This window comes from Shimia sagamensis (assembly GCF_900182745.1).
GTDB classification, from domain to species: domain Bacteria; phylum Pseudomonadota; class Alphaproteobacteria; order Rhodobacterales; family Rhodobacteraceae; genus Shimia; species Shimia sagamensis.
The window spans coordinates 347,088-366,084 of record NZ_FXTY01000005.1; the positions used below are offsets into that span (position 1 = coordinate 347,088).

At 57.3% G+C, this 18,997-nt stretch carries 28 protein-coding genes; 16 read left to right on the forward strand and 12 right to left on the reverse strand.

What is annotated here, in order from left to right:
• Positions 1–56: 56 nt before the first annotated feature.
• From QOL67_RS14835 to recR, 3 genes are all read left to right on the forward strand, one after another.
• Positions 57–1,841, forward strand: a complete 1,785-nt coding sequence (locus tag QOL67_RS14835; RefSeq protein ID WP_430458957.1) for a DNA polymerase III subunit gamma/tau — start codon at positions 57–59, stop codon at positions 1,839–1,841.
• 98 nt (positions 1,842–1,939) lie between these two features.
• Positions 1,940–2,284, forward strand: coding sequence for a YbaB/EbfC family nucleoid-associated protein (locus QOL67_RS14840; protein WP_283426749.1), 345 nt, complete (start codon positions 1,940–1,942; stop codon positions 2,282–2,284).
• Between the two features lie 168 nt (positions 2,285–2,452).
• Complete coding sequence (gene recR, locus QOL67_RS14845; RefSeq protein ID WP_283426750.1) at positions 2,453–3,043, forward strand: recombination mediator RecR; 591 nt, start codon at positions 2,453–2,455, stop codon at positions 3,041–3,043.
• Positions 3,044–3,109: 66 nt separating this feature from the next.
• Here the strand turns inward: recR and QOL67_RS14850 are convergent, their stop codons facing one another.
• Positions 3,110–3,865 carry a DUF1013 domain-containing protein gene (locus QOL67_RS14850; RefSeq protein ID WP_283426751.1) on the reverse strand — a complete coding sequence of 252 codons (756 nt, stop codon included), beginning with the start codon at positions 3,863–3,865 and terminating at the stop codon, positions 3,110–3,112.
• Between the two features lie 153 nt (positions 3,866–4,018).
• On the opposite strand from QOL67_RS14850, the gene QOL67_RS14855 reads away from it, so the two are divergent.
• Positions 4,019–4,657: a ribonuclease T2 family protein gene (locus tag QOL67_RS14855; RefSeq protein ID WP_283426752.1), complete on the forward strand. Its 639-nt coding sequence runs from the start codon at positions 4,019–4,021 to the stop codon at positions 4,655–4,657.
• Between the two features lie 97 nt (positions 4,658–4,754).
• The gene (locus QOL67_RS14860; protein WP_283426753.1) at positions 4,755–5,186 is read left to right on the forward strand and encodes a nuclear transport factor 2 family protein; all 432 of its coding nucleotides are present in this window, start codon (positions 4,755–4,757) and stop codon (positions 5,184–5,186) included.
• Positions 5,187–5,218: 32 nt separating this feature from the next.
• Here QOL67_RS14860 and QOL67_RS14865 read toward each other — a convergent pair whose 3' ends face one another.
• The 7 genes from QOL67_RS14865 to QOL67_RS14895 all read right to left on the reverse strand — a co-directional run bounded on the left by QOL67_RS14865 (position 5,219) and on the right by QOL67_RS14895 (position 9,401).
• Entirely contained in the window at positions 5,219–5,602 is a 384-nt protein-coding gene (locus QOL67_RS14865; protein WP_283426754.1) for a hypothetical protein, read from the reverse strand.
• 134 nt (positions 5,603–5,736) lie between these two features.
• Positions 5,737–6,300 carry a F0F1 ATP synthase subunit B gene (locus tag QOL67_RS14870; RefSeq protein WP_283426755.1) on the reverse strand — a complete coding sequence of 188 codons (564 nt, stop codon included), beginning with the start codon at positions 6,298–6,300 and terminating at the stop codon, positions 5,737–5,739.
• Between the two features lie 4 nt (positions 6,301–6,304).
• Positions 6,305–6,847: a F0F1 ATP synthase subunit B' gene (locus tag QOL67_RS14875; RefSeq protein ID WP_283426756.1), complete on the reverse strand. Its 543-nt coding sequence runs from the start codon at positions 6,845–6,847 to the stop codon at positions 6,305–6,307.
• A gap of 83 nt (positions 6,848–6,930) precedes the next feature.
• Positions 6,931–7,155: a F0F1 ATP synthase subunit C gene (locus QOL67_RS14880; protein WP_090027589.1), complete on the reverse strand. Its 225-nt coding sequence runs from the start codon at positions 7,153–7,155 to the stop codon at positions 6,931–6,933.
• A 54-nt stretch (positions 7,156–7,209) separates the two neighbouring features.
• Positions 7,210–7,968, reverse strand: coding sequence for a F0F1 ATP synthase subunit A (locus QOL67_RS14885; protein WP_164645529.1), 759 nt, complete (start codon positions 7,966–7,968; stop codon positions 7,210–7,212).
• Positions 7,969–7,970: 2 nt separating this feature from the next.
• On the reverse strand, positions 7,971–8,273 hold the full coding sequence (locus tag QOL67_RS14890) for an AtpZ/AtpI family protein (RefSeq protein ID WP_430458959.1): 303 nt from the start codon (positions 8,271–8,273) through the stop codon (positions 7,971–7,973).
• Positions 8,274–8,510: 237 nt separating this feature from the next.
• Complete coding sequence (locus tag QOL67_RS14895) at positions 8,511–9,401, reverse strand: LysR substrate-binding domain-containing protein (protein ID WP_283426758.1); 891 nt, start codon at positions 9,399–9,401, stop codon at positions 8,511–8,513.
• Between the two features lie 173 nt (positions 9,402–9,574).
• On the opposite strand from QOL67_RS14895, the gene QOL67_RS14900 reads away from it, so the two are divergent.
• Complete coding sequence (locus QOL67_RS14900) at positions 9,575–9,778, forward strand: hypothetical protein (RefSeq protein WP_283426759.1); 204 nt, start codon at positions 9,575–9,577, stop codon at positions 9,776–9,778.
• 40 nt (positions 9,779–9,818) lie between these two features.
• On the forward strand, positions 9,819–10,166 hold the full coding sequence (locus QOL67_RS14905) for an ArsR/SmtB family transcription factor (protein ID WP_283426760.1): 348 nt from the start codon (positions 9,819–9,821) through the stop codon (positions 10,164–10,166).
• Here QOL67_RS14905 and QOL67_RS14910 read toward each other — a convergent pair.
• From QOL67_RS14910 to QOL67_RS14920, 3 genes are all read right to left on the reverse strand, one after another.
• Positions 10,132–10,632 (reverse strand): ClbS/DfsB family four-helix bundle protein, encoded by a 501-nt coding sequence (locus tag QOL67_RS14910; RefSeq protein ID WP_283426761.1) that lies wholly within the window; start codon positions 10,630–10,632, stop codon positions 10,132–10,134. The two genes, QOL67_RS14905 and QOL67_RS14910, sit on opposite strands and share 35 nt — an antisense overlap.
• Positions 10,633–10,709: 77 nt before the next feature.
• Positions 10,710–11,591, reverse strand: a complete 882-nt coding sequence (locus QOL67_RS14915; RefSeq protein WP_283426762.1) for a DMT family transporter — start codon at positions 11,589–11,591, stop codon at positions 10,710–10,712.
• Positions 11,588–12,472: a LysR family transcriptional regulator gene (locus QOL67_RS14920; protein ID WP_283426763.1), complete on the reverse strand. Its 885-nt coding sequence runs from the start codon at positions 12,470–12,472 to the stop codon at positions 11,588–11,590. Before QOL67_RS14920 ends, QOL67_RS14915 begins: the two co-directional genes overlap by 4 nt.
• 123 nt (positions 12,473–12,595) lie before the next feature.
• On the opposite strand from QOL67_RS14920, the gene QOL67_RS14925 reads away from it, so the two are divergent.
• Positions 12,596–13,141 (forward strand): FMN-dependent NADH-azoreductase, encoded by a 546-nt coding sequence (locus tag QOL67_RS14925; RefSeq protein ID WP_283426764.1) that lies wholly within the window; start codon positions 12,596–12,598, stop codon positions 13,139–13,141.
• A 45-nt stretch (positions 13,142–13,186) separates the two neighbouring features.
• On the opposite strand, the gene QOL67_RS14930 is transcribed toward QOL67_RS14925, so the two are convergent.
• Positions 13,187–13,723: a prolyl-tRNA synthetase associated domain-containing protein gene (locus tag QOL67_RS14930; protein WP_283426765.1), complete on the reverse strand. Its 537-nt coding sequence runs from the start codon at positions 13,721–13,723 to the stop codon at positions 13,187–13,189.
• Positions 13,724–13,847: 124 nt separating this feature from the next.
• Here QOL67_RS14930 and QOL67_RS14935 point away from each other — a divergent pair, with 124 nt between their 5' ends.
• The 8 genes from QOL67_RS14935 (at position 13,848) to QOL67_RS14970 (ending at position 18,906) form a co-directional block, all read left to right on the forward strand.
• Complete coding sequence (locus QOL67_RS14935; RefSeq protein ID WP_283426766.1) at positions 13,848–14,342, forward strand: hypothetical protein; 495 nt, start codon at positions 13,848–13,850, stop codon at positions 14,340–14,342.
• Positions 14,343–14,500: 158 nt separating this feature from the next.
• Positions 14,501–16,027: a signal recognition particle protein gene (gene ffh / locus QOL67_RS14940; RefSeq protein ID WP_283426767.1), complete on the forward strand. Its 1,527-nt coding sequence runs from the start codon at positions 14,501–14,503 to the stop codon at positions 16,025–16,027.
• A complete protein-coding gene (locus tag QOL67_RS14945) occupies positions 16,027–16,362 on the forward strand; it encodes an NIPSNAP family protein (protein ID WP_283426768.1) in 336 nt (111 codons plus the stop codon). The genes ffh and QOL67_RS14945 overlap by 1 nt, the downstream gene beginning before the upstream one ends.
• A complete protein-coding gene (locus QOL67_RS14950; protein ID WP_283426769.1) occupies positions 16,362–16,949 on the forward strand; it encodes a GNAT family N-acetyltransferase in 588 nt (195 codons plus the stop codon). Before QOL67_RS14945 ends, QOL67_RS14950 begins: the two co-directional genes overlap by 1 nt.
• Positions 16,946–17,494 carry a GNAT family N-acetyltransferase gene (locus QOL67_RS14955; protein WP_346770613.1) on the forward strand — a complete coding sequence of 183 codons (549 nt, stop codon included), beginning with the start codon at positions 16,946–16,948 and terminating at the stop codon, positions 17,492–17,494. Before QOL67_RS14950 ends, QOL67_RS14955 begins: the two co-directional genes overlap by 4 nt.
• A complete protein-coding gene (locus QOL67_RS14960; RefSeq protein WP_283426770.1) occupies positions 17,491–18,012 on the forward strand; it encodes a GNAT family N-acetyltransferase in 522 nt (173 codons plus the stop codon). Before QOL67_RS14955 ends, QOL67_RS14960 begins: the two co-directional genes overlap by 4 nt.
• On the forward strand, positions 18,012–18,617 hold the full coding sequence (locus tag QOL67_RS14965; RefSeq protein WP_283426771.1) for a GNAT family N-acetyltransferase: 606 nt from the start codon (positions 18,012–18,014) through the stop codon (positions 18,615–18,617). The genes QOL67_RS14960 and QOL67_RS14965 overlap by 1 nt, the downstream gene beginning before the upstream one ends.
• Entirely contained in the window at positions 18,610–18,906 is a 297-nt protein-coding gene (locus QOL67_RS14970) for a chorismate mutase (RefSeq protein WP_283426772.1), read from the forward strand. The genes QOL67_RS14965 and QOL67_RS14970 overlap by 8 nt, the downstream gene beginning before the upstream one ends.
• Positions 18,907–18,997 lie beyond the last annotated feature (91 nt).

An 18,997-nucleotide genomic window follows, 5' to 3' on the forward strand; every position in this document is an offset into this window, starting at 1 on the left:
CCAGACCACGCACAGGGGCCAGCCGAATCTGCGACCCCGCAACTTTCAGGACGGCCATGACTGACACTCCCGACACCGCCTATCAGGTTCTCGCGCGCAAATACCGCCCTGAAACCTTTGCGGATTTGGTGGGGCAGAACGCCATGGTGCGCACCCTGAAAAATGCCTTTGAAGCGGATCGGATTGCGCAGGCCTTTGTCATGACCGGCATCCGCGGCACCGGCAAAACCACCACAGCGCGGATCATCGCCAAAGGCATGAACTGCATCGGACCTGACGGCGGCTCCGGCCCCACCACAGACCCCTGTGGCGTCTGCGAGCATTGCAAAGCCATTATGGAAGGCCGCCACGTCGACGTGATGGAGATGGACGCCGCCTCCCGCACCGGTGTGAATGACATTCGCGAAATCATCGATTCCGTACACTACCGGGCCGCCTCCGCGCGCTACAAGATCTACATCATCGATGAGGTGCACATGCTGTCCACCAGCGCGTTCAACGCGCTGCTGAAGACACTTGAAGAGCCCCCCGCGCATGTGAAGTTCATCTTTGCCACCACCGAGATTCGCAAAGTCCCGGTCACGGTGCTGTCCCGCTGCCAACGCTTTGATTTGCGCCGGATTGAACCCGAAGACATGATTGGCATGCTGACCCGCATCGCCACCTCCGAAGGGGCCGATATCGCCGATGACGCCCTTGCGCTCATCACCCGGGCCGCAGAAGGCTCCGCCCGAGACGCCACCTCTCTGCTGGATCAGGCCATTTCGCATGGCGCGGGAGAAACCACAGCTGATCAGGTCCGCGCCATGCTGGGTCTCGCTGACCGTGGCCGTGTTCTGGACCTGTTTGACATGATCCTGCGAGGTGACGCCGGCGGCGCGTTAAGCGAACTGTCTTCACAATACGCAGATGGCGCGGATCCAATGGCGGTGCTGCGCGATCTGGCCGAGATCACCCATTGGGTGTCCGTGGTGAAAATCACCCCGGAAGCCGCCGAGGATCCAACCGTCAGCCCGGACGAACGCGCCCGAGGCCAAGCCATGGCCACCGACCTGCCAATGCGCGTGCTCACCCGCATGTGGCAGATGCTCTTGAAGGCTCTCGAAGAGGTCGCCGCCGCACCGAACGCCATGATGGCGGCTGAAATGGCGATCATTCGCCTGACCCATGTGGCCGACCTGCCCAGCCCCGAGGAGTTGGTGCGCAAATTAAAAGACGCCCCCCAACCGCCACCACAGCCCAACGGCGGCGGTGGCGGAGGCTATGGAAGTGGCCCGGGCGCTGCTGGCAGCACCAATGCACAAGGCGGCCCCATGGGTGGCGGCAATGGGCCCATGCATGGTGCACCAACCGCCCACGCAGGCGGCGGTACAGTGGCTGCCCTCGCGGTGCAAAGCGACGCGGCCTTGGCCAAGTATCCAACCTTCGAACATGTGGTTGAACTGATCCGCCAACGCCGGGACGGTGTGCTGCGTGTGCATGTCGAAGAATACGTGCGCCTCGCCAATTACCAGCCTGGCCGCATCGAGTTTCAACCCGCGCCCGGCGCGCCCAAAGATTTGTCGCAGAAGCTGGGAAGTCAGCTGCAACGCTGGACCGGCTCCCGCTGGGCGGTGATTTTGGTCAACGAAGGTGGCGCACCCTCCATTGCAGAAATCCGGGACGCTGCCAAAAATGAAATGCGCGAACAAGCGCTGGGTCATCCGTTGGTTCAAGCGGTGATGGACGCCTTTCCAAAGTCCAAGATCAAAGAGATCAAGTCCCGTCGCGAGCTTGCCAACGAAGCCCTCGCCGAAGCGCTGCCTGAGGTCGAGGACGAATGGGATCCGTTTGAGGAGTAATCTACTCCCAACCTTAACTCTATTCAGCGAGACACCCTTGTTTACAAGCTCCTTGATCCGTATCTAGGCGGCAAGCAATCACACTTAGGAGAGACCCAATGCTCAAAGGACTCGGCAATCTCGGCGATATGGCCGGCATGATGAAAAAAGCCCAGGAAATGCAATCCAAGATGAGCGAGATGCAGGACGAGCTGCACAACATCATGGTTGTCGGAGAAAGCGGTGCCGGTCTTGTGAAAGCCACAGCCTCTGCCAAAGGTGAGTTAAAAGCCCTGGACATCGACCCGTCGATTTTCAACGGCGACGACAAAGAAGTGGTCGAAGACCTGATCCTCGCCGCAATCAAAGACGCCCAGACCAAGGCCAGCGACCGCTCCCAAGAAGAGCTGGGCAAAATCACCTCCGATCTGGGCCTGCCAGCGGACATGAAGCTGCCGTTCTAAAGCCGTTTGCGTTTTAGGTAAGGCAATCGGATCGCTTTGCGCGTTCGACCGAATGGGAGATGCAGCGAACAAGCGATTCTGATGAAACGCAAACGAGTCTAAGAAACGTGTGTTCCGGGTTGGTTCTTGCTATAAGCAATCAAAATGGTTGCCAGAAAAGACCCGGACATGAGCAGTTCCGAAATTGATTCCCTAATTGACTTGATGGCCAAGCTCCCTGGGCTTGGTCCACGCTCTGCGCGGCGCGCTGTGCTGCACCTGATCCGCAAACGCGCGCTCCTGCTCACGCCGCTGTCGGACGCCATGTTGCAGGTTGCCGCCACCGCGCGCGAATGCCTGAATTGCGGCAACGTGGGCACCTCCGACATTTGTGACATCTGCGCCTCTGAGAAACGCGCCACCGGCGTACTTTGTGTGGTCGAAGACGTGGCTGACCTCTGGGCCATGGAGCGGGCGCAAGTGTTTGACGGCCGCTACCACGTGCTGGGCGGCACCCTCTCCGCTCTGGAAGGCGTGGGGCCGGAGGAACTCTCGATCCCTCGTCTGATGGACCGTGTTGTCAGCGAGGGCATCTCCGAGGTTATTCTCGCGCTCAACGCCACTGTGGATGGCCAAACCACCGCGCACTACATTGCCGACCAGTTGGAAGAGCAAGTGCGCCTGACATCCTTGGCGCAGGGCGTGCCGGTGGGTGGTGAGTTGGATTATCTGGACGAGGGCACAATCAGCGCAGCCCTAACGGCCCGCAAAACACTCTAACCGCCCCGAAAACGAAAAAGGCCGCGCTGGGTAAGCACGGCCTTCAATCTAGAACTGATGCAGCATTTAGCGCGGCTGCTCTTCCTCGTCGCCTTCAGGCAGGTTGAAAAAGCTGTCAGCATCCGAGAAGTCTGCATCAGACCGTTTCTCGCTGTCGTCATCATCGTCATCCGACAAAGAGAAGGTCTCCAGACCTTCAATCGAAGACGGCATCTTCGGCTCTGCGTCCATCTCCAGCGACTGTTCGGTAGAGACGAGCTTACGACGCTCATCATCCGACATCACAACACCTTCGGCGGCGCGTTTCGCGGCGGCTTTCTGAACGGCGGCGTCAAGCTCAGATTGCTTGCACAGGCCAAGGGCCACCGGGTCAATTGGCTGAATGTTGGCGATGTTCCAGTGGGTGCGCTCACGAATCGCCTGGATGGTTGGCTTGGTTGTGCCCACCAACTTGCTCACCTGACCGTCAGACAGCTCCGGGTGGAACTTCACCAGCCACAGGATAGACGCAGGACGGTCCTGGCGCTTGGACAGCGGGGTGTAGCGAGGGCCGCGGCGCTTCTCTTCGCCGGACGCCGCAGCGTTGAATTTGAGCTTCAGCTTCGCCAGCGGATTGTTTTCCGCCTGATCGATGTCGGCTTGAACCAGCTGGTTGTTGGTGATCGGGTCAAAACCTTTCACGCCAGCGGCCACATCGCCATCGGCGATACCCTGAATCTCCAGCTCGTGCATGCCAACAAAATCAGCGATCTGTTTGAAGCTGATCGTGGTGTTGTCCACCAGCCAGACGGCGGTGGCTTTGGGGTGCAGCAGCTTGGCCATATCTCTACTCCTTACGACGTTTTTCCCCTGAAAAGGATACAGATTTCCCGTCGTCTGACTTTTGTCAGACGGCACCGATGGTCTGGCGCGGGTTTCCGTTGTAGGGGAACTTGAGCCCGATATAGTGCGGCTGAACAAAAAAGGAAAGAGTGAATGCGTTCATTGCTGGGTATGGCCCTTGCCCTGTTGGTTTCTGGGCAGGCAATTGCCGACGGCGATAAAGCCGGTGAGTTCGACTATTATGTGCTGGCCTTGAGCTGGTCCCCCAATTGGTGCGCCATCGAGGGTGACGCCAAGGACAGCCCGCAATGTGACGACAGCGAAGACTTTGGCTGGGTTATGCACGGCCTCTGGCCGCAGTTTCACCGGGGCTGGCCCGCCAACTGCCTCACCACCAAACGCAATCCGCCGCGCCACGTGACCAACTCCATGGCCGATATCATGGGCACATCTGGCCTGGCTTGGTACCAATGGAAAAAACATGGCAAATGTTCAGGCCTGTCCGGCGAAGAGTATTTCGCCGCCGCCCGCAAAGCTTATGAGAGCGTCACCCGCCCCACTGTGTTCCGCAAGTTGGATAAAACCGTCAAGCTGCCTGCCTCCGTGGTGGAAGACGCCTTCTTGAAGGCCAACCCACAGTTGGAACCGGACATGCTGACCATCACCTGCCGAGACAGCTTCATTCAGGAGGCGCGTGTGTGCCTGTCCAAAGAGTTGGAGCCAGTCCCCTGTGGCCGCGATGTGATCAAAGATTGCACGCTCTCCAACGCGCGGTTTGATCCGGTTCGGTAGCATCTGAATCTGATGAAAGGTCGTTCTTTTCCGGTCTAGAGGCAAATCGTGTATGGTTGAGCCAATTTGCGTGTCAACCGTATGAGGAGTACTGGCCGTGACTGGAAAAGACGCTGTTTTTGACACGCTAGAAGAATACGCGCGTGCGTATTGCGCCAAAGACACTGACGCCCTGATGGACCTGTTTCTTGAGGGCGAAGGCATCTCTCTGATTGGAACCGGAGCGGACGAACTCTGCTCCGGTCGGTCCCAAATTAGGGACGTGTTTGATCGAAACTTCGCCGAAGCCACTGCATCTCAATTTGAATGGGGCTGGAAGGACATATCAATTCAAGGTTCCGCAGCCACAGTGGCCTGCAGCTTACGCATTCACCTGAACGCAGATGGGCAAGACCTGGTGGTGCCAATTCGGTGGACTGTTTCTTTGGTCAACACACCACTTGGCTGGAAATGGATGCATCGCCACGCATCCGCAGCCGCATCCAGCCAAAAAGACGGCGGCGCTTACCCTGAGGGCGAAGCGCCGTAACGCACCAACTGCCAATCACTTTGAGAGTTGCGTCAGACCTTATTGATGCGCAAGGCGCCCCCACGGGCATCCGCGCATTTCTTTGCGGAAAACTCCGCACTGTCCGGACTGGTATTGACTGCCTTCACCGTGCCGTTGCTGCGACGCATGTAAAACGGCACAAAGCCCTCAGAAATGCCAGAGCGGGACACGGCGTTCATCTCGCCGCAATAGACCCGGTCACCATTGCTCAGCGCCATGATCTCAAACTTCTGAAATTGCGCAGCACCTGGCATGGCCGTTTGAACAGCCAGTTGGTTTTTGGCCCAAAACACCTCACCGGGTTCCAATGCTGCAGATTTGGTCGAAACCTTGGTGGTGCCGCCGGAACAGCCCGTGGCTGCGGCAATAACCAGAAAAAGTGCCACCTTATACATCTCAAAACTCCCAGGTCGTGTCTCTGTTGATGAGAGACACACCATGAGAATACGGCTGAAAGGCGGCAAAAATGCAGAAAACCCGGCCCATTCAAGACCGGGTTTTCTTAAACTTGTTCAGACAGACGTCAGGCTTAGTGCAGCTTGGCGTCTACTTCAGTGATACCAGCGTCGATCAGTTTGTTGGCTTGCGCCGCTGTCATCTGCTGAGAAATCACGTCACGGGCTGCGCTGATGGCGACAACAATCGCCTGGTCACGCACTTCCTTGACGGCCGCGGCTTCTGCCGAGGCAATCTGGTCTTCCGCAGCGGCCAGACGGCGCGCAATGGAAGCTTCCAAATCGACTTTTGCCTGATCTGCAGCCGCCTGAGCTTCGCTTTTGGCGTGCTCAACAATACGTGCAGCTTGCTCCTGAACTTCTTTCTGTTTGCGTTCATAAGACGCCAGAACCGTCTGGGCTTCTTCACGCAAACCGCGCGCTTCGTCCAATTCGGATTTGATGTCGTCAGCGCGCTTGTCCAACATGCCAGCCAATATGGAAGGCACTTTGAAATAAAACAGCACTGCAACAAACAGGATGAAGCCCAGCGTCACGATGAAGTCTGTGTTGCCCAGCGAGAAGAACGGGCCGCTAGCCGCAAAGGCCGGTGTCGCGCTCAGAGCCGCTAGGGCTGCAACTGTGGTCAGTTTCCGCATGGTCTTAACCTTTCATCTGCGCATCAACAGCTTTCGCCACGTCCGCGTCTTCAGCTTTGCCGCTCAGGGCAGAAACCAGTTCGGCTGTGGTGGCGTTGGCCACGTCTTTGATGCTTGCCAGCGCACCAGCACGGATTGTGGCAATTGCCTTCTCCGATTCGGCGGCTTTCGCTGCGATTTCTGCGTCGGCCTTTTGAGTCGCGACGTTCAAGTCAGCCTGGATCTCTGCTTTGGCTTCGGCAACGATGCGCGCTGCTTCCACTTTGGCGTCGGCGAGGGCTTTGTTGTAAGCCTCTTCCGCTTCCACGGCCTTCGCCTTCAACTCTTCAGCTGCGGCGATGTCATTCGTAATGGTCCCCTGGCGTTCAGCCAGAACCGCGGCAATGCGCGGCAGCGCGATGCGCGACAGGACGAAGTAGATCGCAACCAGTGTGATCAAAAGCCAGAAAATCTGGTTGCCCCAGTTCGAGAAATCGAGCTGTGGCATGCCCGGTGCAGAGGCGGCCTCTGCGGCGTGGCTTGTGGCGTCGGTAGATGTGCTCGCCATGTCGTCCTCCTGGGAACTTCCGTTGGGTTACGGGTGGGGCATGATACACGCCCGCACCCGCACGTAAGGATGGTTCCGTAGGCTTAAACGGCGAACATCAGCAGCAGAGCAACCAGGAACGAGAAGATGCCCAGTGCTTCTGCAAACGCGATGCCGATGAAGAGAGTTGCAGTCTGGCTAGCAGCTGCAGAAGGGTTGCGCAGAGCGCCGGCCAGGAAGTTGCCTGCCACGTTACCAACACCGATAGCGGCTGCGCCGGAACCGATTGCTGCGAGACCTGCGCCGATGTGTGCGAGTTGACCTTCCATGTGGGTATCTCCTTACGATTGGAAGTTAATAGATAGAGTAGAGTTTCTGAGACCTTAGTGCGAAGGATGCAGCGCATCTTTCAGATACACACAGGTCAGAATGGTAAAGACGTAGGCCTGGATGAAGGCCACAAGGACCTCAAGACCGTACATTGCGGTGATCGCCACCACAGACAGCGGGCTCACAACTGCGATGGCAGCAAAGCCTGCAAAAACTTTCAAAACCGCGTGGCCAGCCATCACGTTGCCTGCCAGACGAATGCTGTGGCTAACGGGGCGCACGAAGTAGCTGATGACTTCGATCAGGGCCAGGATAGGACGCAGTGCCAAAGGCGCGCTGGACACCCAGAACAGACCAAGAAAGCCTACGCCGTTTTTCACAAAGCCCACAACCGTCACCGTTAGGAACACCGCCATCGCCAGAACAACCGTCACAGCGAAGTGCGACGTGGTGGCAAAGCTCATTGGCAGCAGACCAAGGAAGTTGGCAGACACAATGAACATGAACAGTGTCATGATATATGGGAAGAATTTCACGGCGTCTTTGCCAGCGACGTCTTCAACCATCTTATAGACAAAACCGTAGGCCAGCTCACCAATGGATTGGCTGCGGCTTGGAACGATTGCGCGGCGTCGGGTGCCAATCACCATCATTGCGACAACGGCGACAACCGCCAGAGCCATCCACAAGGTGGCGTTGGTAATGGTGAACAGGCCGACGTGGTCACCACCAAACAAAGGTTTGATGTTGAACTGGTCCATTGGGTGGAATACCAGACCGCCTTCTTCTGCGCCGTGTGCTTCGCTTGCCACGTTCAATCCCTCTCATCTCTCTCAGCGGCCTCAGCCGCTTGTTTCTCTTCGATCTCTTTGGCGCTACTGAGCATCGTTTTGATACCAGCGGCCAGACCAAGCATTGTAAACAGCACCATGAAGATTGGGAGTGTCCCAAACAGGCTGTCCAGCCCATATCCGATGCCAAAGCCGATCCCAAGACCAGCCACCATTTCTATCACCATCCGCCAGGCCAGATTGGCCCCCGAATAGTGCTCATCAGCGCGGGGCTTTGGGTCCTGGGCCTTTCGGGCCGCCTCGATCCTCTCCTCCAGACGCTGCATTTGGTCTTTGTGGTTCGTCTCGGTCACGCGCAATTTACCCCTTGCTAACGTTGGCGCATTGCTACGGTGCAGCACGTCGTGAGTCAACAGCGGAAACCGTGCGGAAAAGACTCCCCCAACAGTCTGAGTTTAAACGATTTAACCAAATAAATCCCCTCAGGCGAAAAAGCCAATCCTCCCAAGAGTGCTGTCAGTTCAGCGCCCCACCATATTCAACCATTTGGTTGATGTTTGTTTTCAGACTGTCTCAACGCGAAATTTCTGCGTCGCGCTCAACACCCAACTGCGAAACAGCCGGGCGGCTTTCTTTCTCTCTGCTTGCGCGCCCATAATAAGGCGAATGGCACCATCATGCAGGGGAAAATCGAAGCATCGGACCAACCGGCCAGCCGCCACATCCCGATCTGCACAATCTGAGCCTCCAAGATACACGCCCTGCCCACAGAGACAGGCCTCATAAGCCAGCTCTGCCTGCAGGCGCCATCCGGCCAAACTCCATACATCCCCATCCAGCCCCTGTGCCTCAGCCCAAAGGCGCCACACATCTGCGTTGCGATCGCGAAAGCGGCGATACTCCAGCAATTGCGACACGTCGCTCCAACCTTCCGGGCGCAGGTCCGGAGCCGCATATACATACATCGGCAGATTGCTCACCATGTCGGACGGCACATCCAACTGCCCGTGCGCCGCAAACCGCAACGCAATGTCGGCTTCATAGTGCTCTACGTCCACAAGCGTGCGCGAGGACTCCAACCGCACATCCACCTCGGGGTGTCGCGCGTAAAACTCTGACAGCAATGGCACAAGCACCGATCTTGCAAATCTGGGCTCACAGCTCACCACAATGCGCCCACGCACCGGCCCCGCCAACTCCTCCGTTGCCTGTGCAATCAACTCCAGCCCGGCACTTGCTTTGGCCAGATACGCACGACCTTCCGCTGTTAACGTCACCCCCCGCGGCAGATCCCGAAACAGCGCCACTCCCAATTGATGCTCCAACCCGCGCACATGCCGACTGATCGCAGAGTGACTGACACCAAGCTCTTTGGCCGCCTGACTGAAATTCTCATAACGCCCAGCAACCTCAAACGCCTTTAGCGCATTTAACGGTGGCAATCGCGCAGACATACCAACTCTCCCAATTTCTGACGCCCCAACAACCCGGTGCCATTTGAACAAACCTATACAGATATTGTGGCTTTATGCGTGCCTTTTTCGCACAGATTAAGTGCACTCTTGGCAATTTTTTCGCGCCGTTACCTCGTTTAGGTTTGAAAGCAGTCGTTTTGGGAGCCACATTCATGACTTTATTGGACACATCTCCAACTTCAAATCCTCGAATTTGGGACCGCATTGGAACAGCCTTGGCGCAGAAATTGGTGTTCTGGCAGACGCCGCAGGGGACAATCCCCAATGCCCGCCTAGCGCGTGACGCCGGTGTCAACCAATGGCCTGCAGTTCCCACCGCGCCTGACATCCGCCGTCAGCAACACCCCTACCTGTGATCTCTTCCCCCTGCGGCCTCAAACCGCTAGGAGAGTACACATGTCCAACGCGCTCGATACCGTCTTCTCTGCTCTCGCCGACCCAACCCGTCGCGCGATCCTCAACATGTTGCTTGAGGATGATATGGCTGTGACCGACGTGGCAGAGCCGTTTGACATCTCCCTGGCAGCCATCTCCAAACACTTGGTGATCTTGACCAAAGCGGGGCTGATTGCGCAAGAGAAACGCGGCCGGGTGAAATGGTGCAAACTGCAACCCGACGCGATGCGCGCGGCTTCTGTCTGGATGCAGGGGTTTGGCCAATTTGAGCCGGTCAATCTGGATGCGTTTGAACGCTTCTTGGAAACCGAGCTTATGTCGCCGTCTCCCTCAGACACGCCCGAATAAATTTCGCCGCAGACCGATAATGAGACGAAGCTGCCGCCTCCGCCCAACGCCCGGTGGTCCAGTTGTTGTTGCCACCCTTCATAGGCTTGGCATAAAGCGCTTCTTGGTCAAGCCCATCCACGAGCCCGTGCCACCGCTTATGCGCCGCCTCGAAACCAGCCTTGGCCGTGTCCCAATCCACGCCCTGGTGCCGCGCAAGCAGATCCGCGTTATAGGCTTTGAGCTGGTTCCATTTGTATCCCGGTGCTGGGAAAGCCACGACCTTGCCCGCCTGCCCATCGGCATACCATCCCAAAAACAAATCAATCCAATGCGCGCGATGTACCACCACATCACGAATGCTCCAATTGTCATCATGCTGACACAGCGCCACATTCGCAGGCACCGTCTCAATCACCATTTGTAGTTTGGCAAACTCTTTGTCAGCAATCGCCAACAAATCCTCTTTGGTTGTTGCTGCAGGCATGGCATTCCTCCCGCCTAAGGATAGCTCAAAAAGTCCAACTCATCTTTGATACGTATCATGGCGCGGCAAAGAAGAGGCTACCCTTCATTTTCGAGCAGCATCCACAGCGCGACGCAGGTCAAGCCAATCCCAATCAGCACATACCCACTGGGCGCGCCATGCCCCAGACCTATCTCCCACAGGATCACCCAGCTTGGCACCAGATAAGTATAGGCCATGACCTTGGCACTGGGCAGGTGCAGTGTGGCAAATTGCAACAACACAAAGGTCGTCGCGGAGGCAAACACCGCCAGATAGACAATGGTGCCCCACACCAGCGGCTGCAGTGCCAACCAGTCTGTCGCCCTAAGATCATTCCAACCGAACCCTGTCAGGATTATCAGCCCGGCAATCAGCATGCCAAAAGTGAACACCACAGGTGCTTCGCCGCGATTCAGCTTACGCACCATCGGCGTATAGAGTGCGTGCAACATACAGCCCCAGAAGTAATAGATTTCCCCCTGCCCGACCTCAAAGCGCAGAAACGCCTGCCAATCCGCCCGGAAAATCACCCACAGCGCCCCAACGCCACCGATGCCCAGCGCGACAAACATACGTTTGGTGGTGATCTGGCGCAGCAAGGCCCAGCCAAATCCAGCCGACATCAGCGGCGTCAACGTAAACACTGCCGCCGTGCTCACCGGATGTGCCGTCTTCAGTCCTTCAAACATCAGGACAAAGTAGCCGGCAAACAACCCACCAAGGATCAGATAACGCCAGGGTGCCTGCCACGCCGACTTAGGCAAACCTTTTGTGGCCATAGCCGCCACGCCAATCACACACGCAGCAATCAGAAACCGCACCGCGTTTAATGCCGCCGGCTCCACGGCATTGGCACTCATCGATCCAAGCGAAAACGAACCGGCCACCAATGCCGAGAACAGCAACATGGCCAAATGGCCGCGCAAGTGTAGGCTCATCGTGAAGAAGTCCAATCCTGCGCCCGCTCTTTGAGGAACGTCAAAAAGGTCTGTACTTTAATGGTACGGTGCAGATCCACATGGGTGATCAGACGCACATTGATTGCCCACTCATCCCTAGGCGCCAAGACCTGCGTCAAAGGCTCATTCGGATCAACATCCCATACAGGCAGAAACCCCAAACCTGCTCCCTGACGAATCCCTGCAGCAGTGGCGCGGTCAGAGGACGAGCGAAACACCACATTTTCACGCGGCACCTGCGTCTTCAGCCACCGGTAAAATGGCGCACGACTGTCTGGATTGTCGTGCCCAACAAAGCGATGATTCACCAAATCCGCCTCATCTTTTGGCGCTCCATATTTGGCAATATACTTATCTGCGCCATACATCGCTGCGGGCAAATGTGCGAGCTTTTGCACCACGTTGTCCGGCTGCACTTCGCCATCTCCGGCCCGGATCGCCACATGCGCCTCGCCATATTCCAGACGAAACACCCGATCCCCGGTCAAAAACCGCACCATCAGATCTGGATGTGCTGCCTGAAAATCCGCAAGAATTGGCGCCACCAACGGGGCAAACCCGCCCAGCGCAGTCACCACCAATTCACCGGACACATCCGCGCCGCGCCCTTTGATACGTCCTTCCAGCTGACCAAATTGGTCATCCGTGGTTTGCGCCACACGCATCAGGTCTTCGCCAGCCTCCGTGGCCGTGTATCCGCGCGCATGACGCTGAAACAGCTTCACGCCCAACTGCGCTTCCAGCGCATCAATGTGCCGGATCACGGTCGCGTGGTGCACGCCGAGCACTTCGGCGGCCCCACTCACCGTGCCTTGCTGCGCCACCTGAAACGCAGTGCGCACCTCATCCCAGTTCTTCATAATTCGCCCTCGCTTCGCATGTGCAAATTCAAACACTCAATGCGCATTAGTGGCAATTGTGTGTGGATTTGCAATAGCCCATCTTCTTGTCAATCGCAGACACTCACGCAAGGACACATTCAAATGACCCACACAGTTTTGCACATCGACAGCTCCGCCCGCTTCACAGACTCTGCCTCCCGCACGGCCTCCGCCGCTTTGGTAGCACAACAGAACGCAACCCACGTCATCACCCGCGACCTGTCCGCAACCACTTTGCCATTCTTGGATGAAACCTTCGCCCAAGCCACTTTTACTCCTCCAGAGGCGCGCACCGACGCCCAGAAAGCTGCGTTGGAAACTTCAGACACGCTGGTTGCAGAGCTACAGGCCGCCGACACCATTGTTATTGGTGTTGCCGTCTACAATTTCTCAATCCCTGCGTCGCTGAAAGCTTGGATTGATCAGGTCGCCCGTGCCGGCGTGACTTTTGCATACACAGACACCGGCCCCAAAGGTCTGCTCGAGGGCAAAAAAGTTGTGATCACCTTCGCGTCCGGCGGCACCGAAATTGGCTCCGACATCGACTTCGCCTCTAGCTACCTGCGCTTTGTACTGGGTTTTCTGGGCATCACAGATGTGACCATCCTGAACAAAGACGGCGCAGAGGTTGCTGCCAAAGCCGCCTAACCCCAAACGCGGAAGGCGCACGGAGTATCGTGCGCCTTTTTCAATTCAGGCAACCTCCAGCATCTCGGGCACCACGCCCAGTTTCTCAAGGAACAGCCAAAGATCACCCACACTCATCGCCACCGTGCGATCATTCACCAGCGGATGCATGTAGATCTTCTCAGCCTCTTTCACCGCACCATCAATAAAGAACCGCACGCCATGTTCAGCCCCATTGATCATCGCCAAAGGCGTCACCGCACCAGGGCGCACCCCTAGATTCTGCATCAAGCGATCCGCTGAGCCAAACGAAAGCCCACCCACGCCCAACTGCTTGCCAAGCGCCTTCAGATCAATCTCCCGATCCTGCTCCAGCGTGACCAGGTAATTGCGCTTCTTCTTGTCCCGCAGATACAGGTTCTTGACGCGGAATGCCTTTTCCCCAGGCACTTCCATCGCCGCTTCAACAGACTTGGCATCGTCCACCGTGCGCAGCGGCACGTGTTCGTGCAGCACATAACCCAGCCCCCAGTCCTGAAGCTGCGCCAAAAGCGCGTCCGAACTCACCGGCAACGTGTCTTGAAACTCTGATGATGCGTCCATGATTTTGCTGCCTTTGTTGTATTTGCCGAGCTTGATCGATCACGCATTCCATTTCTTTGCAACCCGTCGCGCACTTTACACTTGAACTTTTCGCGACCTGAATGCGACCACTACACCTATGAGAGTGACCCGAAATTCCTCTGAAAGTTTGAGCTTTGAAGCTGGCCCGTCCTGGAGCGCCCTTCCAGTTTCCGGCTTTTGGTTCGCGATGGTCTGGCTTTTTGACAACAGCCTCTTCGACGAACGGTCACTTACCTTCTACTGGTTCGCTTTCGGTTTTTCCGCGGTGGGTATGCACGGTGTCTATAGCGCTCTGCAACACAAGACGCTGTCTCTGGTCCCGAGTTCCGGTAAAATTGCTCTACACAGGAAGACATTGCTTGGCGTACGGAAGGAAGAATACCCCTTACCGGACCTCAAAGTTGCGAAGTTCTCAAGAAAAGAAACTGAGGACGGCAGCCGCTACCTTCTTCATTTGTATTTTCACAACCGCGCACCGGCCTACCTTAACCTTGCGCTGGGTGGCGCAGCAGAAAAGCTGCACGAAGAGATCACCACAACCATCAACACCTGGCTCGCAAACCACGCCCCTGTTGACTCTGCCCCCCCGCAGGCGTAAACGCGCAGCACTTCCGGGAGTCCGTCAAACTTCCGGTCCTAGGCTTAATGCCGGGATCGCCCCCCATCAGCGCGTCGCGCCCATGGGGGACATTGGCGTATGGGCGGTTCGTACCTATGTTCGGGCCATGTTTGAAACGGTGAAAGGAACCGGCAGCGATGTTTGAAAATCTAAGCGAACGCCTCTCTGGAGTCTTTGATCGTCTCACCAAGCAAGGTGCCCTGTCTGAGGACGATGTCAAAACCGCCCTGCGCGAGGTGCGCGTTGCCCTTCTGGAAGCAGACGTCTCGCTTCCCGTTGCCCGCGATTTTGTCAAAGCTGTGCAAGAAAAGGCCACCGGCCAGTCCGTCACCAAATCTGTGACCCCGGGTCAGCAGGTTGTGAAGATTGTGCACGACGCGCTGAAAGACGTGCTCGCTGGGGACGAAAACGCCGAAACCGGCGCGCTCAAAATTGACAGCCCGCCCGCGCCAATCCTGATGGTGGGTCTGCAGGGTTCCGGCAAGACCACCACCACCGGTAAGCTGGCCAAGCGCCTGACCGAAAAAGACGGCAAACGCGTGCTGATGGCCTCGCTCGACATCTACCGCCCGGCCGCGATGCAACAGTTGGCGGTGCTTGGTACTCAGATCGGTGTAGACACCCTGCCCATCGTGGCAGGTGAGTCCGCCGTACAGATTGCCAAACGCGCTAAACAGCAGGCCACCCTGGGTGGCTATGACGTCTACATGCTCGACACCGCCGGACGTTTGCAGATCGACGAAGTCTTGATGAAAGAAGTCGAGGACGTCCGCGACGCAGTCAACCCGCGCGAAACGCTGCTGGTGGTTGACGGCCTCACCGGTCAGGTCGCCGTGGAAGTGGCGGAAGAGTTTGACGGCAAGATCGGCATCTCCGGCGTGGTCCTGACCCGTATGGACGGGGACGGCCGTGGCGGTGCTGCGCTCTCAATGCGCGCTGTCACTGGCAAACCCATCAAATTTGTTGGCCTCGGCGAAAAGATGGACGCCCTCGAAACTTTTGAGGCGGATCGGGTTGCGGGCCGCATCTTGGGCATGGGCGACATCGTTGCTCTGGTTGAGAAAGCCCAAGAAACCATCGAGGCTGAACAAGCCGAAAAAATGATGAAGCGCTTCCAAAAAGGCCGCTTCAACATGAACGACATGAAGATGCAGCTTGAGCAGATGCAGAAGATGGGCGGCATGGAAGGCATGATGGGCATGCTTCCGGGCATGGGCAAAATGGCCAAACAGGTGCAAGACGCCGGTTTTGATGACCGCATGATTGTGCGCCAGGTCGCCATGATTCAATCCATGACCAAAAAAGAACGCGCCAACCCGCAGCTCTTGCAAGCGTCCCGCAAAAAGCGGATCGCCAAAGGCTCCGGTATGGAGGTCTCTGATCTCAACAAGCTTCTGAAGATGCAGCGCCAGATGGGCGACATGATGAAGAAGATGGGAAAAATGGGCAAAGGCGGCATGCTGAAGCAAGCCATGAAAGGCATGGTTGGCGGCAAAGGCGGCGCCGACATGGCCAACATGGACCCCTCCCAGATGGATCCAAAACAGCTTGAAGCTGCGGCCAAAGCGCTTGGCGGCAAAGGTGGCCTTCCTGGTGGCCTCGGCGGTCTGGGTGGTGGCATGGGCCTGCCCCCGGGCCTGTCCGGCTTTGGGAAAAAGAAGTAATGATCACCTGCACCCTCACATATGAGATCGACCCAAATCAGGTCGCGGCCTTTGAGGCCTACGCCAAGGCTTGGATTGGTCTGGTCAACCGGATGGGCGGCACCCATCACGGCTATTGGCTGCCATCTGAAGGGGCCAACGACATCGCTTATGCGATGTTCTCTTATCCGTCTCTGGCGGCTTATGAGGCCTACCGCACCGCCTCGATGGAAGACGCCGAGTGTCAAAAGGCTTTTGCCTTTGCACAGAAAACCGGCTGCATTCGCCGCTATGATCGAACCTTCACCCGCCCGGTGCTCGACGCCGCACCCATCGAGGCTCTGGACACCTACTGATGACCCTGCATACCACATATCCCTGGGAGGCTCCGGCCACCGGAACTGCCGCCGCTATGGCGACGCAGATGGAAATGTGTGTGCCGACGCTTGAGACACCGCGCCTGACTTTGCGCTCCATACGCCTGACCGATTTTGAGACTTTCTACGGCATCCTCTCCAGCGAACGTGCCGCTTACATGGACGGCCCGTTTGATCGCGACGAGGCGTGGTTCGAGTTCACCCAATGTGTGAGCGGCTGGATGCTGCGCGGCGTGGGCTATTTCGCCATCGTGAAGCGCGACACCGGTGCAATCTTGGGCTTTGTTGGTTTGGGCATGGAATTTGGCGATCAGGAACATGAGCTGGGGTACTTTCTCACGGAAGAAGCCGAAGGCAATGGCTACGCCACCGACGCCGCTGAGGCTGTGCGCGACTTTGGCCTCGGTCAACAGGGTCTTCTGTCTCTGGTCAGTTACGTGGACCCGGCCAACACATCCGCCGCAGCCGTCGCCGAACGCCTGGGTGCAAAGCGTGACACGCAAAGCGAAGAACTGTTTGCCGAGCCGGTGCAGATTTGGCGTCATAAGCTGGAGGCCTACGCATGATGCGCTACGAGATCCCCCAACTTGAAACAAACCGTCTGGTCTTGCGCGGCCCGCAACAGTCAGATTTCGACGTCACAGCAGCATTTTTTGCGTCCGATCGCTCGAAATTTGTTGGCGGCCCGCTTTCGGCTGAACAGGCGTGGCGCGTGCTATCGCTAGAAGCAGGCCACTGGGCCTTGCGTGGGTTTGGCCGCTGGATTGTCGTGGAACGTGACAGCAACACCCCCGTCGGCAATATTGGCCTCTGGTATCCGCACGGCTGGCCCGAAGCGGAAATCGGTTGGGATTTGTTTGAAGGGTTCGAAGGCAAGGGCTATGCCACCGAGGCCGCATTGGCGGCCCGCAGCTATGCTTATGACGTTCTGGGATGGAACACTGTCATCAGCCTTGTTGACCCAAAGAACACGTCTTCTCTGAAACTGGCACAACGTCTGGGTGCCCGCCACGACGGCAACTTCACCCACGAGCGTTATGGCGTCATGCAAATTTGGCGCCACCTGTCACCAGATGAGATCGTCAACGGCGGAATGGAGGCCTACGCATGAGTCTCCGCGTAAACATCCCCGTGATCGAAACCGAACGCCTGCGCCTGCGTGCGCCTCAACTGTCCGATTTGGAGCAGATGGTAGCGTTTTACGCCTCTGATCGCAGCGCCTTTGTTGGCGGCGCCCGCGATGAAGCTGCGACCTTTACGAGCCTCACGAGCCGGATTGGCCATTGGGTAGTGCGCGAGCACGGCCTCTGGCATTTCGAAGAAAAAGAGACCGGTACCTTTATGGGCTGGGCCGGCGTCATCAACGCCCCGGGCTGGCACGAGCCAGAACTCGGTTGGACAGTGATGGCTGACGGCGAAGGCAAAGGCTACGCCTCTGAAGCTGCGATTGCAGCGCGCACCTATGCTGCAAACCACTTTGGCATGCCCCACCTGATGAGTTATCTTGCTCCGGCCAACTCCCGATCTGTCGCCATGGCCAAACGCCTTGGCGCCACCTTTGAGTGCGAGCATCAGCTGCATGGCCAGTTTTGCCATGTCTACCGCCATCCAAAAGTGGGGGCCGTGTAATGCCCAGCAAATCCATCCCAACCCTTGAAACCAAACGCCTGATTTTGCGTGGCCCCGAGCCCGAGGATTACCCGAACTTCAAGGCCACCTTTGCATCGTATCGCTCCCGCTTCATGGGCGGACCTTTGAATGCCTACGAAACATGGATGCTCTACGCGGCCGAAATTGGCCACTGGAACATTCGCGGCTACGGCATGTGGATGATCCACGACAAAGCAACCGACGAAACGCTTGGCATGGCCGGCGGCTGGTTCCCGGCCAAATGGCCAGAGCGTGAAATTGCCTGGATCATCTGGCCTGAGAAAGCCGGTCACGGCTACGCGCTCGAAGCCACCCACGCGGTGCGCCGATATTTCTACAATGACCTTGGTTGGGACGGGGCGGTGTCTTACATCGACCCGAAAAATCTCGACTCGATCCGCCTCGCAGAACGCCTTGGCGCGGCAAAAGACAAATCCGCACCTTCAGTGGACGGACATGACGTGGTCTACCGCCATCCCTCGCCCGAAACACTGGCCTCCTCTCAGATCGGCGACGCCATCGAAATGGAAATCAGCCACTACGCCGACCCGATGTTCAAACCGAAAGGCTACGCCCTTGACTGACGCAGCTTCCCGCGCCGCAAACGTGCTCAAAGAGCACCGCGAAAGCATCGACCGCCTCGATGCAATCCTTGTCTATACCTTGGGCGAGCGGTTCAAACACACTCAGGCTGTTGGCAAGTTGAAAGCCACCCACGACCTTCCCCCGTCTGATCCGGCTCGCGAAGCGAACCAGATCGCACGCCTAGAAGATCTTGCGAAGAAGGCCGATCTGGATCCTGAATTCGCCAAGAATTTCCTGAATTTCATCATCGCTGAGGTCATTCAGCACCACAAGAAACATCAGGAATAACAAACCGTTGGACAGGGCTGCCCTGTTCTTCGACACCAACCCGCACCGCACTGGTGCACACTCATGCACCCCGGTGCACACGCCATTATAG